This window comes from Streptosporangium sp. NPDC000396 (assembly GCF_042898655.1).
In the GTDB taxonomy this organism is placed as follows: domain Bacteria; phylum Actinomycetota; class Actinomycetes; order Streptosporangiales; family Streptosporangiaceae; genus Streptosporangium.
On record NZ_JBIAZA010000004.1, the window covers coordinates 282,721 to 307,411 of the forward strand.

18 protein-coding genes are annotated in these 24,691 nt (G+C 70.3%); 9 read left to right on the forward strand and 9 right to left on the reverse strand.

The window, feature by feature from the left end; translation table 11 throughout:
* Positions 1-92: 92 nt before the first annotated feature.
* The 7 genes from ACFY2X_RS08490 to ACFY2X_RS08520 form a co-directional block, all read right to left on the reverse strand.
* Entirely contained in the window at positions 93-1,373 is a 1,281-nt protein-coding gene (locus ACFY2X_RS08490; protein ID WP_389934330.1) for an alpha-2,8-polysialyltransferase family protein, read from the reverse strand.
* Positions 1,370-2,299, reverse strand: a complete 930-nt coding sequence (locus tag ACFY2X_RS08495; protein ID WP_389934333.1) for a glycosyltransferase family 2 protein — start codon at positions 2,297-2,299, stop codon at positions 1,370-1,372. Before ACFY2X_RS08495 ends, ACFY2X_RS08490 begins: the two co-directional genes overlap by 4 nt.
* A gap of 30 nt (positions 2,300-2,329) precedes the next feature.
* Positions 2,330-4,381 carry an N-acetylneuraminate synthase family protein gene (locus ACFY2X_RS08500; protein ID WP_389934336.1) on the reverse strand — a complete coding sequence of 684 codons (2,052 nt, stop codon included), beginning with the start codon at positions 4,379-4,381 and terminating at the stop codon, positions 2,330-2,332.
* 199 nt (positions 4,382-4,580) lie between these two features.
* The gene (locus ACFY2X_RS08505; RefSeq protein ID WP_389934338.1) at positions 4,581-5,240 is read right to left on the reverse strand and encodes a dienelactone hydrolase family protein; all 660 of its coding nucleotides are present in this window, start codon (positions 5,238-5,240) and stop codon (positions 4,581-4,583) included.
* Positions 5,237-5,902, reverse strand: a complete 666-nt coding sequence (locus ACFY2X_RS08510; protein ID WP_389934340.1) for a phosphoribosyltransferase — start codon at positions 5,900-5,902, stop codon at positions 5,237-5,239. The genes ACFY2X_RS08505 and ACFY2X_RS08510 overlap by 4 nt, the downstream gene beginning before the upstream one ends.
* A gap of 99 nt (positions 5,903-6,001) precedes the next feature.
* Entirely contained in the window at positions 6,002-8,674 is a 2,673-nt protein-coding gene (pulA, locus tag ACFY2X_RS08515; RefSeq protein WP_389934343.1) for a pullulanase-type alpha-1,6-glucosidase, read from the reverse strand.
* A gap of 473 nt (positions 8,675-9,147) precedes the next feature.
* Positions 9,148-10,746: a glycoside hydrolase family 13 protein gene (locus ACFY2X_RS08520; protein ID WP_389934345.1), complete on the reverse strand. Its 1,599-nt coding sequence runs from the start codon at positions 10,744-10,746 to the stop codon at positions 9,148-9,150.
* A 375-nt stretch (positions 10,747-11,121) separates the two neighbouring features.
* On the opposite strand from ACFY2X_RS08520, the gene ACFY2X_RS08525 reads away from it, so the two are divergent.
* The 7 genes from ACFY2X_RS08525 to ACFY2X_RS08555 all read left to right on the forward strand — a co-directional run bounded on the left by ACFY2X_RS08525 (position 11,122) and on the right by ACFY2X_RS08555 (position 20,419).
* Entirely contained in the window at positions 11,122-12,402 is a 1,281-nt protein-coding gene (locus tag ACFY2X_RS08525) for an extracellular solute-binding protein (protein ID WP_389934348.1), read from the forward strand.
* Between the two features lie 28 nt (positions 12,403-12,430).
* The gene (locus ACFY2X_RS08530) at positions 12,431-14,026 is read left to right on the forward strand and encodes an ABC transporter permease subunit (protein ID WP_389934350.1); all 1,596 of its coding nucleotides are present in this window, start codon (positions 12,431-12,433) and stop codon (positions 14,024-14,026) included.
* Positions 14,023-14,877, forward strand: a complete 855-nt coding sequence (locus ACFY2X_RS08535) for a sugar ABC transporter permease (protein WP_389934354.1) — start codon at positions 14,023-14,025, stop codon at positions 14,875-14,877. The genes ACFY2X_RS08530 and ACFY2X_RS08535 overlap by 4 nt, the downstream gene beginning before the upstream one ends.
* A 74-nt stretch (positions 14,878-14,951) precedes the next feature.
* Positions 14,952-16,802 (forward strand): glycoside hydrolase family 13 protein, encoded by a 1,851-nt coding sequence (locus ACFY2X_RS08540; RefSeq protein WP_389934356.1) that lies wholly within the window; start codon positions 14,952-14,954, stop codon positions 16,800-16,802.
* 48 nt (positions 16,803-16,850) lie between these two features.
* Complete coding sequence (locus tag ACFY2X_RS08545) at positions 16,851-18,461, forward strand: glycoside hydrolase family 13 protein (RefSeq protein ID WP_389934358.1); 1,611 nt, start codon at positions 16,851-16,853, stop codon at positions 18,459-18,461.
* Positions 18,451-19,500 (forward strand): LacI family DNA-binding transcriptional regulator, encoded by a 1,050-nt coding sequence (locus tag ACFY2X_RS08550; RefSeq protein WP_389934361.1) that lies wholly within the window; start codon positions 18,451-18,453, stop codon positions 19,498-19,500. Before ACFY2X_RS08545 ends, ACFY2X_RS08550 begins: the two co-directional genes overlap by 11 nt.
* 286 nt (positions 19,501-19,786) lie before the next feature.
* Entirely contained in the window at positions 19,787-20,419 is a 633-nt protein-coding gene (locus tag ACFY2X_RS08555; protein ID WP_389934364.1) for an amino acid-binding protein, read from the forward strand.
* Between the two features lie 25 nt (positions 20,420-20,444).
* Here the strand turns inward: ACFY2X_RS08555 and ACFY2X_RS08560 are convergent, their stop codons facing one another.
* The gene (locus ACFY2X_RS08560) at positions 20,445-21,731 is read right to left on the reverse strand and encodes an ABC transporter ATP-binding protein (RefSeq protein ID WP_389934367.1); all 1,287 of its coding nucleotides are present in this window, start codon (positions 21,729-21,731) and stop codon (positions 20,445-20,447) included.
* A gap of 311 nt (positions 21,732-22,042) precedes the next feature.
* On the opposite strand from ACFY2X_RS08560, the gene ACFY2X_RS08565 reads away from it, so the two are divergent.
* Both ACFY2X_RS08565 and ACFY2X_RS08570 read left to right on the forward strand, forming a co-directional pair.
* Positions 22,043-23,095, forward strand: a complete 1,053-nt coding sequence (locus ACFY2X_RS08565) for a LacI family DNA-binding transcriptional regulator (protein WP_389934370.1) — start codon at positions 22,043-22,045, stop codon at positions 23,093-23,095.
* Positions 23,095-23,982 (forward strand): carbohydrate kinase family protein, encoded by an 888-nt coding sequence (locus ACFY2X_RS08570; protein ID WP_389934373.1) that lies wholly within the window; start codon positions 23,095-23,097, stop codon positions 23,980-23,982. Before ACFY2X_RS08565 ends, ACFY2X_RS08570 begins: the two co-directional genes overlap by 1 nt.
* Positions 23,983-24,093: 111 nt before the next feature.
* On the opposite strand, the gene ACFY2X_RS08575 is transcribed toward ACFY2X_RS08570, so the two are convergent.
* Positions 24,094-24,522, reverse strand: coding sequence for a hypothetical protein (locus ACFY2X_RS08575; protein WP_389934375.1), 429 nt, complete (start codon positions 24,520-24,522; stop codon positions 24,094-24,096).
* Positions 24,523-24,691 lie beyond the last annotated feature (169 nt).

Sequence of the window (24,691 nt, forward strand, 5' to 3'; positions counted from 1 at the left end):
GACCTCTGATCATTCGGAATGACTCGTCTAGGGGGAGGCCGGACAGGCAGGCGGAGCAAGCAAGGCGGCGGGGCAAGGCGGGCGGGCGGAGGTTACGAAAGGGCCCTGGACAGGCAACGGCGGAGCCTGCCCAGAGTGCTCGCCTGAGGTGTGCCGCCGGCGGGGAGCAGCCCCAGGGTTGTCAGGCGCTGGCGCTTGAAATAGCGGGCGGGGCCGTGGGCGTCCAGGTAGGCGGCGGCCGTCTCGCGCAGGCCGGGGTGGGTTTCGCTCTGCATGCAGTAGCCGACCGCGCGGACCAGCACCGGAAGGTCCACCGCCGGCGGCTCCTCCAGCGATCCGTCCGGGGACAGGCGGGGCAGCAGGGCGTCGGTGACGGTGGCGGGAATCCGGTTGCTGTTCTCGTACGGCGTGAGCCGTTCCAGGACCGTCTCGCCGCCCATCGCCGCCACCGGCAGGCCGAAATAGCGCCTGGCGGTGATCAACGCGGTGGAGAAGCACCCGACGACGAGCTCTGGCCTGAGCGCGGCGAAGCACGACTCCGCCGGGACCGTCTCTCCCACGACCGCCAGCCGTACGCCCAGCTCCCCGGCGGTCTCGCGAAGCTGCTGGGCGTGCCGCCGCCCGGCGGCCGGGTGGGGCTTGAACAGCACGGTGCCGAAGCCCCGCGCGGCCAGTCCGCGCAGCATGTCCGCGTGGAGCCCGGCCTCCTCCTCGGGGGTGACGATGTCGAGCGCCGACAGATACTGGCCCAGGATCATCGCCTGGCCGGTGGGCAGACCATCCGCGCTCGGCTGGATCATGCTGAGCACGTCGAGGAAGGACCGGTCGGGAAGGCGCTCGGCGGGCACGCCGTACTCCGACAGCAGCAGCGGGGACAGGCCGGGAACGAGGTCGAGGTGGAGCAGGCGGGTGATCCGGCCGGAGATCTCCTGGGGGAGGGGGTCGCGGGTGGGACCGTAGCTCATCAGGCCGTCGGAGTAGACCGTGATCGGGCAGTCCTTGATCAGACCCGCGATGGTCCTGGCCGGGGGGACCGCGATGGACTCCAGGACCAGCTCGTCCGGGTCGCCGTCAAGGGAGAGATGGGACCGCAGGAGGCGGCCCAGCATCGGGACCTCGATGATCCGGGCCTTCCAGTCCGACGGGTGCAGCGGGGCCACGATGTCGTTCCACGACCAGACCTCGTCGAAGCGCGGGCGCAGCGCGGCGAAGCCGGGAGCCTCGTCCAGGGACGGGGTGATCTCGGGAATCGCCGCGTTGTTGGAGACCAGCAGGATCCGGCGGCGGTCGTGCGGCCCGAAGCGGCCGTCGTCGATCGCGGCCGCCAGCGTCATCGCGCCGAACAGGGTCGAGGCGTAGAACAGCTGCGTCATCGGGTCTCCAACAGTCTCTGCAGGATCTGGTCGCGTTCCGGTTCCAGGCGGACCTCGGCGAGCAGGCCCGGGGGCAGCCGCCGCAGGGCGTCGGCGCCGCGTCGCTCGAAGCGGGTGCGGAGCTCGGGGGAGAAACGGTCACCCAGCTCCAGGTGATGGGCCAGAAGCGCGCAGAAGGTGCGCGCGGCCTTGGGCGCGAACTCCTCCTTCAGATCCGCGAAGACCAGGTCGAAGGCGTCGAAGAAGTGCAGCTGCCTGGCGTCGCCGACCTGGGTCAGCGAGCCGGACACCATTCGCCGGTAGAACAGACCGGCCAGCGAGACCACCCCGAACGAGCTCGCCTGCCGGTGCAGCCGCCAGATCCACGGCCGGTCCTCGGCGGTGTGCAGGTGCCCGGGGAAGGTCAGCAGGTCGCCGAGATCGCGGCGGTAGATCCCGGCCCAGGCGTAGGGGTAGTCGACCATCGTCTTCACCCCGGCGGGCAGGATGTGGTCGCGCGGCTTCAGCACCACCTCCCGGGTGGCCAGCGGCGCCCGGTGGACCACCCGCTTGCGGCCCTCCACCTGGACGTGGTCCACCCGGACGAAGTCGCAGCCGAGCCGCTCGATCGCCCCGACCAGGTCGGCGAGGTAGCCGGGGGCGATCCAGTCGTCACCGTCCATGAACGTCAGATAGCGGCCGGACGCCAGGGACACCCCGAGGTTGCGGGCGTCCGCCAGCCCGACCGGAGCGTCGTTGCGCAGCGCGATCAGACCGGGCAGATCATCGCGGAAGTCGTCGATGATCTGCCCGGTCGCGTCTGCCGATCCGTCGTCCACCACGATGAACTCGAAGTCCCTGCGCGCGTTCCTCGCCAGCGAGGTGAGCGCGTCGGAGATGTAGAGTTCGGCGTCTCGTACCGGGACGACGACGGACAGCTTTATCAAAATTGTCCCTCTGTGATGTTTTCCGGACGGCTAGACGGTGACGCGGCGCAGGCGCGCCTTGGGGGCCTCCTCGCCGGGGAAGACCCGCTTGACGCCGTCACCGAGGGCGGTCTCGATGATGCGGATGTCGCGGACCAGGTGCTCCAGGCCGGCCGGCTCCAGCGAGGCGGCGTGGTCGGAACCCCACATGGTGCGGTCCAGCGTGATGTGCCGCTCCACGGTCACCGCGCCCAGCGTCACCGCGGCCAGCGAGATCTGCAGCCCGCGCTCGTGGCCGGAGTAGCCGACCGGCACGCCGTACCGCTCCTGGAGGGTGACGATCGTGCGGAGGTTGGCCTCCTCCGGGGGAAGCGGGTAGGTGGAGGTGGCGTGCATCAGCACCAGCTTGGAGGTGCCGAGGATCTCCACCGCGCGGTCGATCTCCTCCAGCGTCGACATGCCGGTGGACAGGATGATCGGCTTGCCGGTGGCGGCGAGCGCGCGCAGCAGCTCCAGGTCGGTCACGCTGGCCGAGGCGACCTTGTGCGTGACCACGTCCATGGCCTCCAGGAAGTCCACCGAGGGCACGTCCCACGGCGAGGCGAACCAGTGCAGGCCCCGCTCCTGGCAGTACTTGGCGATCTCGGTGTACTCCTCCAGGCCGAACTCGGTCCTGATCTTGTACTCCATGTAGGTCATCTCGCCCCACGGCGTCTGCCGGATCTGGTCGCGCTGCTCCAGCGGCACGCAGATCTCCGGCGTGCGCTTCTGGAACTTGACCGCCTGGCAGCCCGCGTCGGCGGCCACGTCGATCAGCCTGCGCGCGATGTCCAGGTCGCCGTTGTGGTTGATGCCGATCTCGCCGATCACGTAGACCGGCTGCCCGGCGCCGACCAGCGTGTCGCCGATCTGGACCGGCTTGGCGACCGGGGAGAGCCGCAGCTCGGCCCGGGGGGCGGGCGCGGGCTCGGTCTCCGGGCGGGCCGCGAGGACCCGGTCGCACAGCTCCCGTACGGCTCCCGCCCCGCCGGGCCGGGTCAGCACGGTCCGGGCGGCGGCGCGGACCCGGGGGTGGGCGTCGGGAACCGTGACGGGCCAGCCGACCTCGCTCATCGGGCCCAGGTCGTTGACGTCGTTGCCGACGTAGGCGACGCGGGCCGGGTCCAGCCCCTCGATGGCCAGCCAGTCGCGCAGCACGGTCCGCTTGTCGGTCAGGCCCTGAAGGACCGGCACGCCGAGCTTGCGGGCGCGGGCCGCGACCACCGGGTTGTGCTCGGTGGACATGATCATCAGCTTGACGCCGGCCCGGCGCAGCAGCGCGATGCCCATGCCGTCGGAGCGGCTGACCGCCACCATCTCACGGCCATCCTGGTCGACGTAGGCGCGGTCGTCGGTGTGCACCCCGTCGAAGTCGGTGATCACCGCGTCCACGTCGATCGGCTCGGGCTGGTCCACGAAGGGCGCCAGCGCCCGGACGATCTCCAGGTCCTCGGGGGTGTCCACCTCAAGGGCGTGCCGCGACGGCACCGCCTGTACGGCGACGGCGCCGAAGAAGCGGTGCCCGTGCTCGCGCAGGCCCTCGGCGCGCATCACGTAGAACGCGCCGGTCTCGCGGAAGTGCGGCTCGCGGTCCTGGCGGCGCGGCCGGAAGGACGGGTCGTGGTTGACGCCCGCACCGGCGGCACTCCACAGGAACTCGTGCGTCTCAAGCCCGGAGAACACCACGTCGGCGGTGCCGTCGAGGACCTTGACGATCGCGGTGTCCAGGTCGGCGGGGTCGATGAACGCGCTGGTGCACTGGACCAGGACGACCACGTCGGGGGTGTCGGACAGGTGGTCGAGCACGTGCAGCACGGCCGACTCGCTGGAGGCGGTCGCGTCGCTCAGCTCGGTCGGCCGGTCGATCACGGTCGCTCCCGCGTCGCGGGCCACCCGGGCGATCTCCGCGTGGTCGGTGCTGACCACCACCTCGTCGATCAGCTCGGCCCGCAGACAGGCCTTCACCGCGCGGGCGACCAGGGGAGTGCCGCCCACCGCGGCCAGGTTCTTCAGCGGAACGCCCACCGAACCTCCACGGGCGGGGACAACGGCCAGGACTCGCAAGGTGGCTCCTCATGACATACGGCAAACGCCCCTGAACTGGGGTGTTTTAGGAACGCTAGTCACGAGGGTGACCGGACAGGGGTGCCTGAGCTGAACGTCCAGAGTCGCCCGTCTTAACTTTCCGGGCGAGTGGGAGCTCCAGCATGGGGGGTGTCATGGCCGGTGCCGAACGGCGTCCGGCACCGGCCGTCACCGGCCGTCACCAGGGCCGGCTCTGCGGCGCCGGCGCCAGGTGACGGAGGAACCAGTCGCGGGCCAGCCGGGCCACCTGCTCCAGCGCCCCCTCTTCCTCGAAGAGGTGCGACGCGCCGGGGACGATCACCAGGCGGACCTCGCCGTCCAGCTCCTGCGCCGCCTCGCGGTTGAGCTTGACGACGACGGGGTCCCGCTCCCCGACGATCAGCAGTACCGGCTGGCGGACCGACCCGAGCGCCTCACCGGCGAGATCCGGCCGCCCGCCACGGGAGACCACCGTCTTCACGAAGGCGGGCCGGGCGGCGGCGGCGACGAGCGCGGCCGCCGCGCCCGTGCTGGCGCCGAAGAGCCCGAGGCCCAGGCCGGCGGTGGGTTCGTGCCTCACCAGCCAGTCGGTCAGCGCCGCCAGCCGTACGGCGAGCCGGCCGACGTCGAACCGGAACTCGCCGGTCTGGGCGTCGATCCGCTCCTCCTCGGGAGTGAGCAGGTCGGCGAGGATGGTCGCCAGACCGGCCTGCCGCAGCTCGTCGGCCACGTGGCGATTGCGCGGGCTGTGGCGGCTGCTGCCGCTTCCGTGCGCGAACAGCACCATTCCGCGCGCCGGGCTCGGCACCGCGATATCGGCGTCCAGGACGACGTCCGCGGCGGGGATCTGCTGGCTCATCTCCCCTCCTGGCGTGACATCGACGCGGCGCGGAGCAGGTCGCGCACCTCTTCGTCGGTCGTCTGGGTGAAATCCAGGTAGGCCTGCCCGACCGCCAGGAAAGGCGACGGCATGGTGGCGCAGACCATCTCGTCGACCACGGCGGCGAACTCATGGCAGGTCGACTCGGGCGCGGCCGGGACCGCGACGACGATCCGGGCCGGCTGAAGGCGACGAAGCGCCTGGACGGCGGCGCGCATGCTCGCGCCCGTCGCGAGACCGTCGTCCACGACGATGACGGTCTTGCCGGTGAGATCCGGCGGGGGACGCCCCTCCCGGTAGGCCCGCTCCCTCCGGAGCAGCTCGCGGCCTTCCCGCTCGGCCGTCTCCTGGATGGTCTTCGACGAGATTCCCAGGCCCCGGATGACGTCCTCGTTGAGCACGACGCCCCCGCCGCTGGCGATCGCGCCCATGGCCAGTTCCTCCCTGCCCGGGACGCCCAGCTTGCGGACGAGGAAGACGTCGAGCGGAATGCCGAGAGTCCTGGCGATCTCGTACGCCACGGGCACACCGCCCCGGGGCAACCCCATCACGACGGTATCGGGCCTGTCCCGGTAGTGCTCCAGGAGGCCGACCAGAACTCGACCGGCATCATGCCGGTCCTGAAACAAGTGGTCTGACATGGCTACCAACCCCGATCGGCGTAACCCGCCTTACCCGCTCCACATCAACCCAACCTGCACCATGCCGAGTTTTGAATCTGGTCGCACGCCGGATCCCGCTCACCCGGCCGCCACCGTGAAAACGGCCACGGTGCGTGCCGGGACGCTCAGCGTGCCGGTGCCGGGGTCGAAGGCAGACCGCTTCACGACGTCGTCGCCGCCGGCCGCCTGGACGGGGTGGAGCTTCGCTCGGGCACCCTCCAGCGCGGCCATGGTCTGCGACTGCGTCTCGGGGGTCGCGTTGAAGACGACGGTGATCGACTTCCAGTGCGGATCGATGCCTGAGGCGTCCAGGTGCATGGTCACGACACCCGGGATCTCCCCGATGCCGCTGGTGGGAAAGGTGAGCCGGCTCTGCACCTCGGCCAGGGAACCGAGCGCGAAGGCGGGGGAGGAGGAACGGATCCTCAGCAGCTCGCCGTACCTGGCCCGTGCCGCGCCGATCGCCGCGCAGTCCGGCTTCAGCGCCGGGTCGGCGAGCAGCGGCCTGGCGTAGACCCACCTGTCCGCGTTGCCGGCCTCGGGGGGCAGCCCCGCGCCGAAGCCGTTGCCCCGCGAGCAGTCCCACAGCAGCCGGTTGAACCAGTCGCCGGAGTCGTAGGAGTTGCGGTCGAGCGACTTCGATCGCAGCCGCTCGCTGCCCGCGTGGACGAACGCGATGCCCTGGGCCAGCACGACCGTGGCCAGCGAGAGCGACTGCATGCGCACCCGATCGGCCATCGAGGTCGCCTGCGGCAGCTTGTAGGCCAGCGCGTCGAACAGGGTCTCGTTGTCGTGGGCGTCCACATAGGTGACGACCTCGCCCGGTGCGGCGGCGTAGCCGGCGGGGGAGCCGTTGTAGCTCACCTCCGAGCCCCTGACCTGCCGGCCGTCGGAGGCGGTGAAGATGTAGTCACGCAGGTTGCCGGTCAGCCCCACCTTGATCAGGTCCTGGTAGTCCAGGAGGCGGATCCTCTGCTGCTCGGCCGTACCGTTGGCCGCGGACCCGTTGGGCGCGCCGGCCAGACCCGAGCCGAATCCCTGGACCCGGGGGTCGGCGTCGAACGGGTTGCCGCCGCGCACCGCGTCACGCAGGCGGTCGCTGAAGGTGGCGATTCCGCTGCCGGCCATGTTGAGCTGGGTGGCCTGCTCGAAGCGGGCGCCGCCGGCGACTTCGCCGAAGTTCCAGCCCTCGCCGTACAGGATGATCGACGCGCCGTCCACGCCGTCCTCGGCGAGGGTCAGCTCGTCGAGCGCCCTGCGGACCGCGAGCATGTTCGCCTTCGGGTGGTGGCCCATCAGGTCGAACCGGAAGCCGTCGACCTTGTACTCGCGGGCCCAGGTGACGACGGAGTCGACGACGAGCTTGCCCATCATCATGTGCTCGGGCGCGGTGTTGGCGCAGCAGGTGGAGGTGGCCACGGTGCCGTCGCCCAGCAGCCGGTGGTAGTAGCCGGGCACGACGCGGTCGAGCACCGAGGCGGGGTCCTGGCCGGAGGCGTGGGTGTGGTTGTAGACCACGTCCATGACCACCCGCAGCCCGGCCGCGTTCAGCCCCGCCACCATGCTCCGGAACTCCCTGATCCGGCCCGAACCGTCCGGGTCGCGGGCGTAGGAACCCTCGGGCACGGTGTAGTGCAGCGGGTCGTAGCCCCAGTTGAAGGAGTCCTTGGCCGCGGTCCGCGCGATGCAGGCCTGTTGCCGTTCGGAGTCGGCGGGCATCGAGGCCAGGTCGCAGCGGGGCTCGGTGCGGCCGGCTCTTCTCTCGGGAACGGTCGCCATGTCGGAGACCGGGAGCAGGTGCACGTGGGTCAGGCCGTCCTCGGCGAGCCCGCGCAGCTCCTTCATCCCGTCGGAGTCCGTGGCGAACGCCGCGTAGGTGCCCCGCAGGTCCTCGGGAACCGAGGCGTCGGAGGCGGAGAAGTCACGCACGTGCAGTTCGTAGATCGACGCGCGCCCCTGGGGCACGGCCTCGGGCTTGACCAGGGAGGACCAGCCGCCGGGCCACAGGGACCGGTCGGAGAGGTCCACGAGCTGGCTGCGGACCGAGTCGGCGGCCAGCGACAGGCTGTAGGGGTCGGTCACCTCGTTGGTGACCACCCTGCCCGCGGCGGGGGAGTAGACCGTCACCAGGAAGGTGTAGTAGCGCTCCTTCCAGGAGGGCAGGCCCCGCACCGACCACACGCCGGTCTCGTCGTCACGCCGCATTTCGTGGATCGTACGGCCGGCGCCGGACGCGTCGCGGTAGAGCGCCAGCTCGACCCCGCGCGCGGTCGGAGCCCAGACGGACAGCGTGGGCTCCCCGCCCCAGGACGGGCCGAGTTCGGCGCCGGCGGCCCTGGCGTAGAGGTCGTCGAGCACGCCGGGGATCTGCACGCCGGTGGCGGTGAGCAGCGCCCCGGAGGCGTCCCGTTCGACGGCCACGACCTGGCCGCGCAGCGCCTCCCCGGCGAGGCCGGCGTCGCGCGGATCCACCGTCAGGGCGGTGTGCGCGGCCAGGTGCGGCCACCTGGCCTTCTGCGCGTCGGTGAGCGCGCCGGGGGTCAGGCGGATGACCCGCGTGTCACCGGTGAGGTCGCCGTCGGCGTAGGCGATGTCGCCCTCGCCGGAGAAGGCGAGGTGGTAGCGGAGCGAGGGGGACGGCTCCACCTGCCAGGCGACGGTGTTCCGGTCGATCCAGTGCGCCGAGGACCTGCCCAGGTCGGCGTCCGCGTCCCGGGCGGGCGGCAGCGGGCCGCCTTCGGCGGCCGTCACTGCCGGGCCTCACGGCCCACGGCGGTGGAGTCCGGTGTCCGGCCCCCCTGCGGGCTCTTGTCGGCACCCCTGCGGATGATGTCGCTCACGTTTTTTTGCCCCTTCGGTCAGGGGACGCGCGAACGGACTTTCGCAGCCGTTCCCACCGGCAGGCCGGAACGAGGCGGTCCGCTCGGTGGGAGCCGCCGTGTCACCCCGCGGATGCGGTCCCCCGCCGTCGTGATTCCCGCCCTGCCGGTGGTAATGCGGGATCCCGTTTCGCGGGTGTTGCCGGAAGGCCGCCCGGCGGGCGCGATCCGCGCAAAATCTTGCGGAAAGTTCCCGAAATGTTTTCGCCTTCTGCTTCGGGCGCCGGAGCCCGAGGGCGTGTTCCGCGGGTCTCCGCCTCCGTCGCGGATCCACGGAACACGCCCTCAGGTGCGATCTTCAAAGGCCCCGAGCGGCTCAGGCCCGAGCGGCTCAGGCCCGAGCGTTCAGACCGCGAGCCAGAGCGCGGTGTCGGCGGGGATGGAGCCGTTCTCGCCGAGCGGGCCGCTGGAGATCAGCGGCTCGCCGGACAGGCCCAGCTCTGCCAGGGTGACCGGGCCGTCGGTGACGTTGACCACCACGACCAGGCCGGGCTCGCGCGCGATGACCAGCACGTCCTCGGGCGAGTCCAGCCACTTCACGCGGCCGCCGCCGAGCGCCGGATGCTCCCTGCGGATCCGCAGCGCGGTCCGGTAGAAGTTCAGCGTCGAGTCCGGATCGTCCTCCTGGGCCTGCGCGGTGAGCGGCTCCCACGACGCCGGCTGCGGCAGCCACGGCCTGGCCGCGCCCGCGGGGCCGAACCGGAAGCCCTCCTCCACCGTGCCGCCCCAGGGCAGCGGCACCCTGCAGCCGTCGCGGCTTTCCCCGGTGCGCGGGAACGCCGGGTCCTCGCGCAGTTCGTCCGGGAGGTCGAGGACCTCGGGCAGGCCCAGCTCCTCGCCGTTGTAGAGGTAGGCGGAACCGGGCAGCGCCAGCATCAGCAGCGTGGCCGCGCGGGCCCGGCGCAGCCCCGCCTCGCCGTCGCCGTACCTGGTCACGTGCCGCCACTTGTCGTGGTTGGACAGCACCCAGGTGGTGGGCGCGCCGACCAGTTCCGCCTCGGCCAGCGACCTGTCGATGACGGTGCGGAACGACTTGGCGTGGAAGTCGGCCATCATGAAGTCGAAGTTGAACGCCTGGTGCAGTTCCTGCCTGCCGATGTAGCGGGCCAGCCGTTGCGGCGAGGAGACCCAGGCCTCGGCGACCGCCATCCGGCCCCCGGGATAGCTGTCCAGGATCGGCCGCCACTCGCGGTAGATGTCGTGCACGCCGTCCTGGTCGAAGTACGGCACGACCTCGTCGCCGAGCATCTCCGCCTGGCGGACGCCGTCGTCGCTGCTCCGGCCGACCGAGGGCAGCCCCTCGGCCTTGATCATGCCGTGCGCCACGTCGATCCGGAAGCCGTCGACCCCCCTGTCCAGCCAGAAGGCCAGGATGTCCCGGAACTCGGCCCTGACCCCGGGGTTCTCCCAGTTGAAGTCGGGCTGCTCGGGTGCGAACAGGTGCAGGTACCACTGCCCGTCGGGCAGCCGGGTCCACGCGGGGCCGCCGAAGATCGACTCCCAGTCGTTGGGCGGCAGCTCGCCGTTCTCACCCGCGCCCTCGCGGAACATGTACCACTCGCGCTCGGGGGAGCCGGGCTCGGCCGCGAGCGCGGCCTGGAAACGCGGGTGCGCGTCGGACGAGTGGTTCGGCACCAGGTCCACGACGACCCGGATGCCCAGCTCGTGCGCGTCGCCGATCATCTGGTCGAAGTCGCCGAGGCTGCCGAAGCGCGGGTCCACGTCCCGGTAGTCGGCCACGTCGTAGCCGCCGTCGGCCAGGGGGGAGGTGTAGAACGGGCTGAGCCAGATCGCGTCCACGCCCAGGGTCTTCAGGTACGGCAGCCTGCTCCGCACGCCCTGGAGGTCGCCGGTGCCGTCACCGTCGGCGTCGGCGAAGCTGCGCGGGTAGACCTGGTACACGACCGCGTCGCGCCACCAGTCGTCGTTGCCGAGGATGGTCACTGGTTGTTCCTCCGGGGGATCGGATCGCAGGGGGACGCGGTGTCCGTGATGTCCGGTGAAGGATCCCGTCCTGCTCCGGGAGCGTCAAGCCGACTTGCAGAAAGTTGCAGAAGCCGAGAAGCGGACATCGGGCTGTTGATCTTCAAAATTAGGACAAAACGGTAGATATGTCAATGTATCGCAAGCAGTCTTCCATCGCCAGGTAGCGGTCTGATAACTCTGTTTCGCAAGTTCTTCCAGAGCTTGCAACCAGTCGCTAACGTCCCGGAAACATAAGCCTCAATCGGGTCAAGGTCACGCAAACATGACATGAAGCCCGAAAGTGGTCATAAGAGATCTTTATCCCGGAACCTCACCACATCACGAGGAGATCCCATGCGCGTCCGTGTTGCGGGTGCGGCCACCGCGGTGGCCGCCCTGGCCCTTGCCGTCACGGCCTGTGGCGGCGGAGAGAAGCCCGCCGCGGAGGCCCCCGGCGCGACGGCGGCCACCTCCGCCCCCGCGAAGGACAAGGGCAACGGCAAGCTCGTCATCTGGGCCGACCCCAACAGGACGAAGGCGCTCAAGCCCTTCGCCGACGAGTTCGGCACCGCGAACGGTGTCACCGTCGAGGTGAAGGAGATCAGCAAGGACAACCAGCAGACCTTCCTCACCGCCTCGCAGCAGGGCAGCGGCCCCGACGTCATGATCGGCGCGCACGACTGGATCGGCAACCTCGTCCAGAACGGCGCCATCGACACGGTGAACCTGACCGCCGAGCAGAAAGCGGCGTTCTCCGAGATCGCGCTGAAGGCCGTCACCTACAACGGCCAGATCTACGGCGCCCCCTACGCGGTGGAGAACATCGCGCTCATCCGCAACACCAAGCTGGTCCCCGGCGCCCCGACCTCCATGGAGGTCCTCATCAAGGCCGGTAAGAAGCTGAAGGACGAGGGCAAGGTCAAGGAGATCCTCTGCCTGCCGGTCACCCAGAAGGGCGACGCCTTCCACGTCTATCCGATCTTCGCCTCCGGCGGGGGCGCCATGTTCGGCACCACCGCCTCCGGCGACCCCGACCCCAAGCAGGTGCTGGTCGGATCCGAAGGTTCCGTGGCGGCGTTCACCAAGCTCAAGGAACTCGGGGAGAAGGGCGAGGGCGCGCTGAAGACCTCGCTCACCAACGAGAACTCCATCCCGACCTTCGCCGGCGGCAAGTGCGCGTTCCTGATCTCCGGCCCGTGGGCCATGGCCGACGTCAAGAAGAGCGGTGTGAGCTACGACATCAGCCCGGTTCCGGGCTTCGAGGGCGGCAAGCCCGCCACCCCGTTCGTCGGCGTGCAGTCCTTCTTCCTCGCCGCCAAGGGCAAGAGCAAGGCCCTCGCCCAGGAGTTCGTCGCCAACTACGTCACCAACCCCGACGTCGCCAAGGCCCTCTATGACGCCGACCCCCGCCCGCCGGCGCTGACCGCCGCGCTGGAGGCGGTCAAGGCCACCGACCCCGACGCCGGAAAGTTCATGGACGCGGGCAAGGACGGTTTCCCGATGCCGGCCATCCCCGAGATGGCGGCGATCTGGGAGCCCTTCGGCATCGCCGAGGCCGCGGCGGTCAAGGGCGGCGACCCGGAGAAGGCCGCGACCGCCGCGCAGAAGGCCATCGACGGCTCCCTGAAGAACTGACCTGAGACAGCCGATGTCCACTCCAGAGATGACGGCCGTGGAGGGCGAGAGCCCTCCCCGGCCGGGGCCGCGGGCCGGCAAGCACGGCCCGGCCCCCGCGCGACGTGAGATCTCCACGGCCTTCGTGGTGAGCAGGATCGCCGTGCTCGGCGTCGTGGCGGCGATCCTGCTCTACGCGGTGCCCCCGCTGATCGCCACGGAGGCCTGGACCGCGCTCGCGGTCCTCGGCGTCGCCACCGTGGTCATCGGCTACCTCTATCTGACCCGCCGGTTCGTTCCGGCCAAATACCTGGTGCCCGGCACGATCTTCCTGATCGCCTTCCAGGTCTTCCCGGTCGTCTACACGCTGACCACGGCCTTCACCAACTTCGGCGACGGCCACCGAGGTGACAAGCAGGCGGCGATCGAGGCGATCGAGTCGGGCTCCGTACGGCAGACGCCCGGCTCGCCCGAATACGGCCTCACCATCGGGCGGAAGGGCGACGAGCTGGTCTTCCTGCTGGTCGACACCAAGACCAAGCAGGTCCAGGCCGGCACCGCCGACGGCCTCACCCCGCTGCCCGGTGCGAAGGTCAGCCTCGGCGGCAAGGTCACGCAGGCCCCCGGCTACATCGTTCTGACCACCCCGCAGGCGGCCGAGCTCGGGTCGGAGATCTCCGCCTTCTCCGTCCCCACCCCGGGCGGCGCCATCAAGGCCAACGGCCTGAGCCGAGCCGTCGAGGGCAAGGCGCAGATGACCTACGAGGCGGGCTGCGACTGCGTCGTGGACGCCGGGAACGGCCGGCGGTGGACCGCCGACGAGTCCAGGGGCTTCTTCGTCGACTCCTCCGGCCGGCACCTCGCGCAGGGCTGGCAGGTCAACGTCGGCCTCGCCAACTTCACCAGGGTCGTCACCGACCCGGCCATCTCCGGATACTTCCTCGGCGTCTTCACGTGGAACGTGTTCTTCGCGGTGGCCTCGGTGCTCACCACGTTCGCGCTCGGCATGGGGGTGGCGCTCACGCTGCACCACCCCCGGATGCGGGGCACGAAGATCTACCGGGTCGTGCTGGTCCTGCCGTACGCGATGCCCGCCTTCGCGATGCTGCTGGTCTGGCGGGACATGTTCAACCGCGACTTCGGCCTGATCAACCAGCTGTTCGGGCTGAACCTCGACTGGCTGGGCGAGCCGACCACGGCCAGGCTGGCGATCATCCTGGTCAACCTCTGGCTCGGCTTCCCCTACATGTTCCTGGTGACCACCGGCGCGCTGCAGGCGATCCCCAGGGAGCTGACCGAGGCGGCCGGCATCGACGGGGCCTCACCGACGTACGCCTTCCGCAAGGTGACGCTGCCGCTGCTGCTGGTCGCGCTCACCCCGCTGCTGATCTCCTCCTTCGCGTTCAACTTCAACAACTTCAACGCGATCGCGCTGACCACCGAGGGCGGCCCGTTCCCCGCCGAGAGCCCCCAGGTCGGCGCCACCGACCTGCTGATCACCTACACGTTCCGGGTGGCGTTCGGCGCGGGCGGGGCCCAGTTCGGCTTCGCCGCCGCGATCTCGGTCTTCATCTTCACGATCGTGGCCGTCATCTCGGCCGTCACCTTCCGGCGGACCCGCCGGCAGGAGGAGGTGTACTCATGACGCGCTGGTTCAGGCAGGTCGGCTGGCGCCACCTGGTGGTGCTCGCGGTGGCGGCGTTCGCGCTCTTCCCGATCCTGTTCGTGCTCTCGGCGGCGATCAACCCGCTGGGCACGCTCGCCTCCTCGGACCTGCTGCCGACCGGGGCGAGCCTGGACAACTTCACCAAGCTGTTCAGCTCCGGCACCTACCCGTTCGCGCGGTGGTTCCTCAACTCGATCTTCATCGCGCTGGCCGCCTCGTTCGCGAGCCTGCTGCTGAGCATGTTCGCGGCCTACGCCTTCAGCCGCATGCGCTTCCGCGGCCGCAGGACGGGCCTGCTGGCGCTGCTGCTGATCCAGATGTTCCCGCAGTTCCTGGCGATCGTGACGATCTTCATGATCTTCACGAAGGTCACCGAGCTCTACCCGGCCTTCGGCTTCAACACGGTCTGGGGCCTGATGCTGCTCTACCTCGGCGGCGCGCTCGGCGTGAACACCTGGCTGATGAAGGGCTTCCTGGACACGATCCCGAAGGAGCTCGACGAGTCGGCGACGGTCGACGGCGCCACGCACGCGCAGATCTTCTGGCGGATCATCCTGCCGCTGGTGACGCCGATCCTCGCGGTCACCGCGATGCTCGCCTTCATCGGCACGATGAGCGAGTTCATCATCGCCAACATCTTCCTGCGCGATCCGGAGAGCAAGACGCTCGCGGTCGGCATGTTCGGCATGATCTCCGGTGACGGGCGCAACGCCAACTTCGGCATGTTCGCGGCGGCCACGCTGATCACGGCGATTCCCACCGTCGGGGTCTTCCTCTGGCTGCAGAAATACATCGTCTCCGGTCTCACCGCCGGGGCGGTCAAGGGCTGAGGCCCAGGCACAGGTCGCGACCCCGGACACGTTCACGGGCTGAAACGTCGACTTCTCACCACGAAAGGACGGGCATGCGTCTCATCGACGAGCCACACCACGACGGTTCGGCCCTGTACGTCTCCACACTGACCCCCGCTCTCGGTGAGCGGGTCACGGTGTGGGTGCGGGTCCCGCGCGCCGCGGAGGTCACCGCGGTGCACGTCCGCGCCGTGTACGACGGCGAACCGCGCTTCGCCGCCGCCGAGATCGACCACGACCGCACCGGCCGGGCGGTCGGCGGGTACGGCGCCGCCGACGTGTGGTGGAAGGCGGAGGTGATCGCGCGCAACCCGGTCACGCCCTACCGCTTCCACCTGCGCCGCGGCACCGGAGCGCCGGTCTGGCTCACCGCCGCGGGCACGGTCGCGCACGACCTGCCCGACACGGGAGACTTCCGCCTGGTGACTCACGCGGCGCCACCGGCCTGGACGGGCGAGGCGATCGTCTACCAGATCTTCCCCGACCGCTTCGCCCGCTCCGCGCAGGCGGGCCCGCTGGATCCGGCCGTCCTGCCGGGATGGGCGCTGCCCCGGGAGTGGGACCGGGACGAGGTGATCGGGCACGGGCCTGGCACCGCGGAGCAGTTCTTCGGCGGAGACCTGGACGGCATCGCCGAGCACCTGGACCACATCCAGGCGCTCGGCGCCGACACCGTCTACCTGACCCCGGCCTTCCCCGCGCGATCCAACCACCGTTACGACGCCTCCACCTTCGACGCCGTGGACCCGCTGCTCGGCGGGGACGAGGCGCTGCGGCGGCTCTCGGACGCCCTGCACGCCCGGGGCATGCGGCTCGTCGGCGACATCACCACCAACCACTGCGGCGACGCGCACGAGTGGTTCACCGCCGCGATCTCCGACGTGGCCGCGCCGGAGCGGGAGATGTTCTACTTCGACCCCGACACCGGCGACTACGAGTCGTGGCTCGGGGTCAAGAGCCTGCCCAAGCTCAACTGGGGCAGCCCGCTGGTGCGCGAGCGCATGCTCGCCGTACTCCGCCGCTGGCTGGGCGTCCTGGACGGCTGGCGGGTCGACGTGGCCAACATGACCGGCCGTCGCGGTGCCGCCGAGCACACCCACGAGGTGGCGGCGCTGCTGCGCCGCGAGGTCGCCGCCGCGCTGCCCGAGGCGATCTTCGTCGCCGAGCACGCCCACGACGCCGGGGGAGACCTGGACCGCGACGGCTGGCACGGCACCATGAACTACGCGGGATTCACCCGTCCGGTCTGGAGCTGGCTGCGTGGCGCCGAGCTCGACCTGCCCGACTTCCTCGGCGTGCCGGGCGGCGTCCCGGAGCGGGACGGCCTTGGCGCGCTGGCCACCGTCCGCGCCTTCGGCGCCCGCATGTCGTGGCGTTCGCTCACCCACTCCTGGCAGCTGCTCGACTCTCACGACACGGCCCGCATCCGCACCGTCACCGGTTCCCTCGAGGGCCAGCTGGTCGCGCTCGGGATGCAGGCCACACTGCCGGGCGTCCCCATGATCTATGCCGGGAGCGAGTACGGCCTCACCGGCTGGAACGGCGAGAACGCGCGCACCCCGATGCCGTGGAACAGGCCGGACGACCGGGACGAGACGACGCTGGCGGCCTACCGGACCCTGTTCGGGCTGCGGCGCACCGAGCCCGCGCTGCGCCACGGCGGCCTGCGCTGGCTGCACGCCGACGCGGACGGCCTGGTGTTCCTGCGCGAGACGGAGACCGAGTCGCTGCTGGTGTCGGCGCGGCGGGCGGCGGGAGACCCGGTCACGTTGCCGCTGGGCGCGCCCGCGACCGGCGTCCACGACGCGGACGACCTCGCGGTGGACGCGGCGGGCGGGGTGACCCTGCCCGGCGACGGCCCGAGCCTGCGGATCTGGCGGCTGACCCATGCCACGCCCGCCTGACCTGGTCCCGCTGAGCACTGCTGAATGTCGAGAATCGGGGGATATTTCATGACCGAGCTGATCCATGATCATCACGCCGGGACCGCCACCGCCTGGTGGCGAGACGCGGTGATCTACCAGGTCTACGTCCGCAGCTTCGCCGACGGCAACGGCGACGGGGTCGGAGACCTGCTGGGAATCCGCGGCAAGCTGGACTACCTGGCGGAACTGGGAGTGGACGCGCTCTGGCTGACGCCGTTCTACACCTCTCCCATGGCCGACTTCGGCTATGACGTCGCCGACTACCGGGACGTGGATCCGATCTTCGGGACGCTGGCGGACGCCAGGGGGCTGCTCGACGACGCGCACGCCCACGGGCTGCGGGTCATCGTGGACGTGGTGCCCAACCACACCTCCGACCGGCACACCTGGTTCCGGCAGGCACTGGCCGCCGAGCCGGGCTCCCCCGAGCGCGAGCGCTACATCTTCCGCGAGGGCGCGGGCGAGAACGGCGAACTGCCTCCCAACGACTGGGAGTCGATCTTCGGCGGCCCCGCGTGGACCCGGCTGCCCGACGGGCAGTGGTACCTGCACCTGTTCGCACCCGAGCAGCCCGATCTGAACTGGGAGAACCCCGAGGTCCACGCCGAGTTCGCGTCGATCCTGAAGTTCTGGCTCGACCTGGGCGTGGACGGCTTCCGGATCGACGTGGCGCACGGCATGGTCAAGGCCGCCGGGCTCCCCGACGTCGGCCACCCCGACCAGGTCAAGATGATCGGCTCCGAGGTCGTCCCGTTCTTCGACCAGGACGGCGTGCACGAGATCCACCGGGCCTGGCGCAGGCTCCTGGACTCCTACCCGGGCGAGCGCATCGGGGTGGCGGAGGCCTGGGCGCCCACCCCCGAGCGCCTGGCCGGCTACGTCCGTCCCGACGAGCTCCACCAGGCGTTCAACTTCCACTTCCTGACCACCCCGTGGGACGCGGAGCGGTTCCGCGCGGTGATCGAGGAGTCGGTGCTCACCGCCGGCCTGGTGGGCGCGCCGACGACGTGGGTGCTGTCCAACCACGACGTCAAACGGCACGTCACCCGCTACGGCGGAGGGGAGCTCGGCCTGCGCCGGGCCAGGGCGGCCGCGCTGCTGATGCTGGCCCTGCCCGGCTCCGTCTACATCTACCAGGGCGAGGAACTGGGCCTTCCCGAGGTGCTCGATCTGCCGGAGGAGTTCCTGCGGGACCCGCAGCGGCTGCGTAACCCCGAGGACGGCCGCGACGGCTGCCGGGTGCCGATCCCGTGGGCGGTCTCCGGGCCCGACTTCGGCTTCGGCTTCCCCGGCAGCCAGGACAGCTGGCTGCCCATGCCCGGCTCGTGGGGCGAGCTCAGCGTCGAGGCCCAGCTCGACGATCCGGACTCCACGCTCGGGCTCTACCGGACCGCCCTGGCCGTCAGGCGCGAGCGGGAGGAACTCGGTGACGGCTCGCTGACCTGGCTCAAGTCGCCCGAGGGCACCCTGGCGTTCGGCCGCGGCGCGTTCGTGTGCACGGTCAACCTGACCGGCGCGCCGGTGGATCTGCCGGCCCCGGGCAGGGTGCTGCTGGCCAGCGACCCGCCGGCGTTCGACGGAGAGACGGTACGGCTGGCACCCGACTCCACGGTTTGGTGGGAGCGCGATGACGATTAACGGCAGCCTCGCCGGTGGCACGTCGCCACGGCTGGTGGACATCGCCGCTCAGGCGGGGGTGAGCGAGGCGACGGTGAGTCGCGTGCTCAACGGCAAGCCGGGTGTTTCCTCGGGGACGCGGCAGGCGGTGCTGGCGGCGCTGGACCTGATGGGGTATGAGCGTCCTCAGCGGTTGCGGCAGCGCAGCAACGGCCTGATCGGGCTGGTGACCCCGGAGCTGGACAACCCGATCTTCCCGGCGTTCGCCCAGGCGTTCGAGAAGGCGCTGGTCCAGCACGGCTACACCCCGGTGCTGTGCACCCAGCTGCCCGGCGGGGCGGTGGAGGACGAGTTCACCGAGGTGCTGATGGAACGCGGGGTCAGCGGGATCATCTTCGTCTCCGGCCTGCACGCCGACGTCACCGCGCGCTCCGACCGCTACACCCAGCTGATCGGGCACGGTGTGCCCATCGTCCTGCTCAACGGGCACGCCGACGACGTCCCGGCGCCGTTCATCTCTCCGGATGATCGGGCCGCGGCGCGGCTGGCCGTGCAGCATCTGGTGGATCTGGGGCATGAGCGGATCGGTCTGGCGGTGGGGCCGGGCCGGTTCGTGCCGGTGATCCGGAAGATCGAGGGGTATCGGCGGGCGATGGCGCAGTTGCTGGGGGCGACCGAGGTGGGGGAGTTGATCTCGCATTCGTTGTTCTCGGTGGAGGGTGGTCAGGCGGCGGCGGCGCAGTTGCTGGAGCGGGGGTGCACGGGGATCGTGTGTGCCTCGGATCTGATGGCGTTGGGGGCGATCCGGGCGTGCCGGGATCGGGGGTTGTCGGTGCCGGGTGATGTGTCGGTGGTGGGGTTCGACGATTCGCCGTTGATCGCGTTCACCGACCCGCCGCTGACCACCGTGCGCCAGCCCGTCCAGTCGATGGTGACCGCGGCGGTGCACACCCTGCTGGAGACCATCTCCGGCGCCCCGATGAAGCACTCCGAGCTCATCTTCCAGCCGGAGTTCATCGTGCGGGGCTCGACGGGCTCGGGCCCGAAGGTCCTGCGCTAGGTCCTGTGCCGTGGATCTTTCCGTCCGCCGCGGCCGTCCGGGCGGGTTTTGTGGATCTTTCGTCCGCGCCGCGGGTCCGCGAAACAAACCTGGGGCGTCCCGGAGGCGGGCAGGGCGTGGTTGATCTTCCTTTCTTTCCCACCCGTCCCGTTCATTTCCATCCACCCTGACTGATTGCATGTCCGAGCTAATGTTTTCGGGCTTCAGGTCTTATCCTGGACATCACCCCGGAACCTTCGCGAAACCTGTCTAGGACACCCTGATGTCCGAAAGAGAGGTGGCGACGATGATGTTCCGACTAAGGGTGTCCTTTCCCGATCGGCCCGGTGCCCTGGGCCAGGTGGCCCGGGTGCTCGGCACGCTGGGAGCCGACATTCTCCAGGTGACGGTGCTGGAGCGCGAAGCGGGCCGGGCGGTGGACGACTTCACCGTCTCCTGGCCGGGCAGCCCCGACGCCGACACCGTCCGGGACCACATGTCGTCCGTTCCCGGCCTACGTGTCGAAGCCGTCTGGCCCACCCGCGAGATCCCCGGCTGCGCCCTCGATTACGACCTGCTGAAGCATGCCGCGGCGGACCCCGGCAGGGCCTTCGCCACGCTCGTGGACGCCGCCCCCGCCCTGGTGAGCGCCGAGTGGGCGGTCGCCGTGTGCGCCAAGACCGGCGAGCTCGTCCACCGCAGCTGGCAGGCCCCGTCCTCCCTCGACGAGATGGGTGGCCTGGCCGGGGTCAGGGTGAGCGGCCTCACCCCCCTGCGGCCGTCGACCATCGGCTCCGGCCGTCATCAGCTGATGTGCCTTCCCGTTCCCGGCACGGACCTGCATCTGGTCCTCGCCCGCACCGAGGGGCCGGCCTTCCACCGCGCGGAACTCGACCGCGCCACCCGCGTCGTCGAGATCGTCTCCCTCATCGGCCGCTGATCCGTGAAGACGCCGTCCCGGGCGATCAGCGATGCGGGGGATCGATCCGGGAGCCGTCGAGGGTGAAGAGCATCAGGCGGGTGACGTCGACGCCCACGCGGGCGGGTTCGCCGGAGCGCCAGGCGGGGCGGGCGCCGAGTCGGACGATGAGGTCGGTCCGGCGGTGGGTGCCGCCCACCTGCTCCTGCGCCTGCGCCGGCTCGGGATCGGAGGCCGGCCCCGGGAACAGACGCCGTATGGCCTGGCGGGCGCGGCCGCCCTGGGCGGCCGCGCCCGCCAGGCCGCGGGCGGCGCGACGGGGGTCCGGCGGCTCGGGGACGGCCACGGAGGGGATGCCGCTCTCGACGTAGGCGAGCCACTCGTGGCCGTGATACTCCAGAACCCGGACGCGGCCCAGGAAGACCGGTCCCTGGAAGGACTCGGGAACCGGGGCGAGGCAGTCCGGGCGGATGCCGACGATGATCTGGCGGCCGACGTGCCGGGAGACGGCGTAGGCCCTGGGATCGGTCCAAGGGATCATGATCTGGTGCATCCCGAAGTCCAGCAGGATGAACTGGTTCTGCGGGGTGCGGACGGTGGCCGCGAGCAGGTTGAGCTGCTGGGAGCTGAGGAAGGCGGCGGTGAACGCGGTGGCCGGGTCGTTGTAGACCTGCCCGGGGGTGCCGAGGTCCTGGAGCACGCCGCGGTTCATTATGGCGATCCGGTCGGCCAGGGTCAGGGCCTCGACCTGGTCGTGCGTCACGTAGACCGTGGTCACGCCGAGGGAGCGGACCAGCGAGGAGATCTCCATGCGCAGTTCGGTGCGCATGCCCGCGTCGAGGTTGGACAGCGGCTCGTCCATCAGGAAGATCGAGGGCTGCCGGACGATCGCCCGGCCCATGGCCACGCGCTGGCGCTGGCCGCCGGAGAGCGTTCCGGGACGGCGGTCGAGGGTCTCGTCGATGTGCAGCACCTTGGACAGCTCGATCACGCGTTCCCTGACCATCGCCGGGTCGGCCTTGGCGATCTCCAGGGGGAAGGCCATGTTGCCGCGCACCGTGCGGTGCGGGTAGAGCGCGCCGTTCTGGAAGACCATGGCCACGTCCCGGTCACGCGGGGCGAGGTCGTTGGCGCGCCTGCCGTCCAGCCACAGGTCTCCGGAGGTCACCTCCTCAAGGCCCGCGATCATCCGGAGCAGCGTGGACTTGCCGCAGCCGGAAGGCCCGAGCAGGACGAGGAACTCCCCGTTTTCGGCGCGCAGGTTCATACGGTCAACCGCGAGGTACCCGCCGGGGTAAACCTTGCTCACATTGTCGAGGACGACGGTACTCATGCGCGCTCGTTCCTCCCGGGCTCCGTCGCCCGGATCCAGCTGTGTGATTGATGAGGTAGTACATCGCGCTACTTGCTCGTGTGTCCATAGATGTCGTTAGAAATCGCACAGCTATGGGTTACCCCTTTGTTCCCTGATGAGCAGAGGAGTTACGGATGAGGAGATCCCGGGCGACAGATACTGTGGCAACCGTGGTGGAGAGCTCAGGATGTTACAGTTCGTGAAAAGTTTTTGGAAACGAGTTTCACATCCAAGGTGTCGAATGCCGATTGGCGAGTACCCAATATCAGCCGCATGGTGGAGTACTTCTGGTGGACGGTGAACTCACGCGGCGCCCCGACGGCGCAGGCACCCGGCTGGCCGACATCGCCGCTCAGGCGGGGGTGAGCGAGGCGACGGTGAGTCGCGTGCTCAACGGCAAGCCGGGTGTTTCCTCGGGGACGCGGCAGGCGGTGCTGGCGGCGCTGGACCTGATGGGGTATGAGCGTCCTCAGCGGTTGCGGCAGCGCAGCAACGGCCTGATCGGGCTGGTGACCCCGGAGCTGGACAACCCGATCTTCCCGGCGTTCGCCCAGGCGATCGAGAAGGCCCTGACCCAGCACGGCTACACCCCGGTGCTGTGCACCCAGCTGCCCGGCGGGGCGGTGGAGGACGAGTTCACCGAGGTGCTGATGGAACGCGGGGTCAGCGGCATCGTCTTCGTCTCCGGCCTGCACGCCGACACCACGGCCAAGATGGATCGTTACACCCGCCTGCGCGAGCGCGGGCTGCCGATCGTCCTGCTGGACGGCTACAGCAACCAGATCGACGCGCCGTTCATCTCTCCGGATGATCGGGCCGCGGCGCGGCTGGCCGTGCAGCATCTGGTGGATCTGGGGCATGAGCGGATCGGTCTGGCGGTGGGGCCGGGCCGGTTCGTGCCGGTGATCCGGAAGATCGAGGGGTATCGGCGGGCGATGGCGCAGTTGCTGGGGGCGACCGAGGTGGGGGAGTTGATCTCGCATTCGTTGTTCTCGGTGGAGGGTGGTCAGGCGGCGGCGGCGCAGTTGCTGGAGCGGGGGTGCACGGGGATCGTGTGTGCCTCGGATCTGATGGCGTTGGGGGCGATCCGGGCGTGCCGGGATCGGGGGTTGTCGGTGCCGGGTGATGTGTCGGTGGTGGGGTTCGACGATTCGCCGTTGATCGCGTTCACCGACCCGCCGCTGACCACCGTGCGCAAGCCCATCGGCGCGATGGCCTCGGCCGCCGTGGCGACCCTGCTGGAGGAGATCAACGGCGCCCGGGGAAAGCACATCGAGCTGATGTTCCAGCCCGAGCTGGTCGTGCGCCGCTCGACCGGGTCCGGCCCGCTGGTGAACCGCTGATGAGCCATGACGTCGTGATCATCGGCGGGACCGGGGTGGACACCACGGCCTACGTGCCCGAGCTGCCGCTGCCGTACGCCGACACCTACGCCGTTCCGCCGATGATCGACCGGATCGGCAACACCGGCAGCGGCGTCGCGCTCGGCTGCCACGCGCTCGGGCTGAAGGTGAAGCTGGTCGACCTGATCGGCGACGACCCGCAGGGCGCGTTCATCCGGGCCCACCTGCGGGACAGAGGGGTGGAGTTCGCGTGGGCGCCCGCGCCCCAGGGCACCCGGCGCAGCGTCCTGCTGGTCGGCCCCGACGGGCGGAGGCTGTCGCTGTTCGACCCGCGTGCCGTACCGGGCGAGCGGCTGCCCCGGGAGCTCTACCTGCCCGCGGTGCGCGCCGCCCGGCACGTCCACGTGTCGATCACGGACTTCTCCCGGCACGTCTATCCCGACCTGGAGGGCCGCTCCGTCTCCACCGACCTGCACGACTGGGACGGGGAGAACGACCACCATAAGGACTTCGCCTACTCCTCCGACCTGGTCTTCCTGTCGGGCACCGCGCTCGGCTCCCGCCGTGACGCCGTCATGCGCGACATTCTCACCCGCGGCCGCGCCACGGCCGTGATCTGTACGGCTGGCGCCGAGGGCTGCCGCGTCCTCGACGCCTCAGGGCCGCGGGACTTCCCCGCCGTCCCGCTGCCCGGCCCGATGGTCGACAGCAACGGCGCGGGGGACGCGTTCGTCTCCGGCGTCCTGTACGGCCTGCTGTCGGGCCGCTCCCTCGACGACTCCATCCGGCTGGGCGGCATCGCGGGCGCCCACGCCTGCACATCGGCGGGCACTCACGAGAACCCCGTCGACGGGGAGACCCTGCTGAAACGAGAGCGGGAGCTTTGAGGGCGTCATCCGCCGCTGCCGCGGGTCAGGCCGGAACGCGGTGAGCGGCGCTACCGCCCGCTTCCGGCAAAGGACACGTGACGTCCTCCGCCGGACACGGTGTGGTTCACCTCACAGCGGACCGGCGATGGCGCATGCCCGGCACGGGGGCTGCCCGCACGTGCACTGCATGATGGCGTTGAGAACATCGCGGTCGTGGTAAAGGCACTGGTCCTTGCAGGTGTGGCGCGGAATGAACCCCGCCTGGATCTCGTCGGGCCATGGCTCTTCGCCATCGCGGCAGCGGACGAACCGCTCGGGATCCGCCGAGTGCAGCCCGTGCATGCTCGCCCTGGCCTGGGTCTCCAGTGCCCGCGCCTCGGCCACCATGGTCTTGATCTGGGTGGCGAGGCTGGAGTACCGATCGTCACCGGTCCGTACGTGCGCGGCCTGCAGCGCCATCGCCGCATTGCCGAGAAATCGGCCGGCGTCCTGGAGGTTCGTGGTGTGGTGCAGCTGCGTGCCTGTCACACCTCGCACCCACACGGCGTCGTTGTTCATTGATCAACCTCTCGAAGTGGCAGGCGCTGGCACCTGTTCGATGCGGCAGTACGCGGATGTCCATGTTCATCTTGGTTTTGGACACCGCTTGCCTGCGGCTTGTGGAACAGATCCGAGCGGAGAGCCTACTAGAGGGTGCCCGAAAGCTCCTTAGGTGAGCATATTAATG

Bases quoted from the DNA above. Each gene is read 5' to 3' on its own strand.
- ACFY2X_RS08540 (WP_389934356.1), top strand. From the start codon at position 14,952: ATGCGTCTCATCGACGAGCCACACCACGACGGTTCGGCCCTGTACGTC.
- ACFY2X_RS08560 (WP_389934367.1), bottom strand. From the start codon at position 21,731: ATGAGTACCGTCGTCCTCGACAATGTGAGCAAGGTTTACCCCGGCGGG.
- ACFY2X_RS08525 (WP_389934348.1), top strand. From the start codon at position 11,122: ATGCGCGTCCGTGTTGCGGGTGCGGCCACCGCGGTGGCCGCCCTGGCC.
- ACFY2X_RS08575 (WP_389934375.1), bottom strand. From the start codon at position 24,522: ATGAACAACGACGCCGTGTGGGTGCGAGGTGTGACAGGCACGCAGCTG.
- ACFY2X_RS08555 (WP_389934364.1), top strand. From the start codon at position 19,787: ATGATGTTCCGACTAAGGGTGTCCTTTCCCGATCGGCCCGGTGCCCTG.
- ACFY2X_RS08510 (WP_389934340.1), bottom strand. From the start codon at position 5,902: ATGTCAGACCACTTGTTTCAGGACCGGCATGATGCCGGTCGAGTTCTG.
- ACFY2X_RS08490 (WP_389934330.1), bottom strand. From the start codon at position 1,373: ATGACGCAGCTGTTCTACGCCTCGACCCTGTTCGGCGCGATGACGCTG.
- ACFY2X_RS08550 (WP_389934361.1), top strand. From the start codon at position 18,451: ATGACGATTAACGGCAGCCTCGCCGGTGGCACGTCGCCACGGCTGGTG.
- ACFY2X_RS08530 (WP_389934350.1), top strand. From the start codon at position 12,431: ATGACGGCCGTGGAGGGCGAGAGCCCTCCCCGGCCGGGGCCGCGGGCC.
- ACFY2X_RS08545 (WP_389934358.1), top strand. From the start codon at position 16,851: ATGACCGAGCTGATCCATGATCATCACGCCGGGACCGCCACCGCCTGG.
- ACFY2X_RS08505 (WP_389934338.1), bottom strand. From the start codon at position 5,240: ATGAGCCAGCAGATCCCCGCCGCGGACGTCGTCCTGGACGCCGATATC.
- ACFY2X_RS08570 (WP_389934373.1), top strand. From the start codon at position 23,095: ATGAGCCATGACGTCGTGATCATCGGCGGGACCGGGGTGGACACCACG.
- ACFY2X_RS08535 (WP_389934354.1), top strand. From the start codon at position 14,023: ATGACGCGCTGGTTCAGGCAGGTCGGCTGGCGCCACCTGGTGGTGCTC.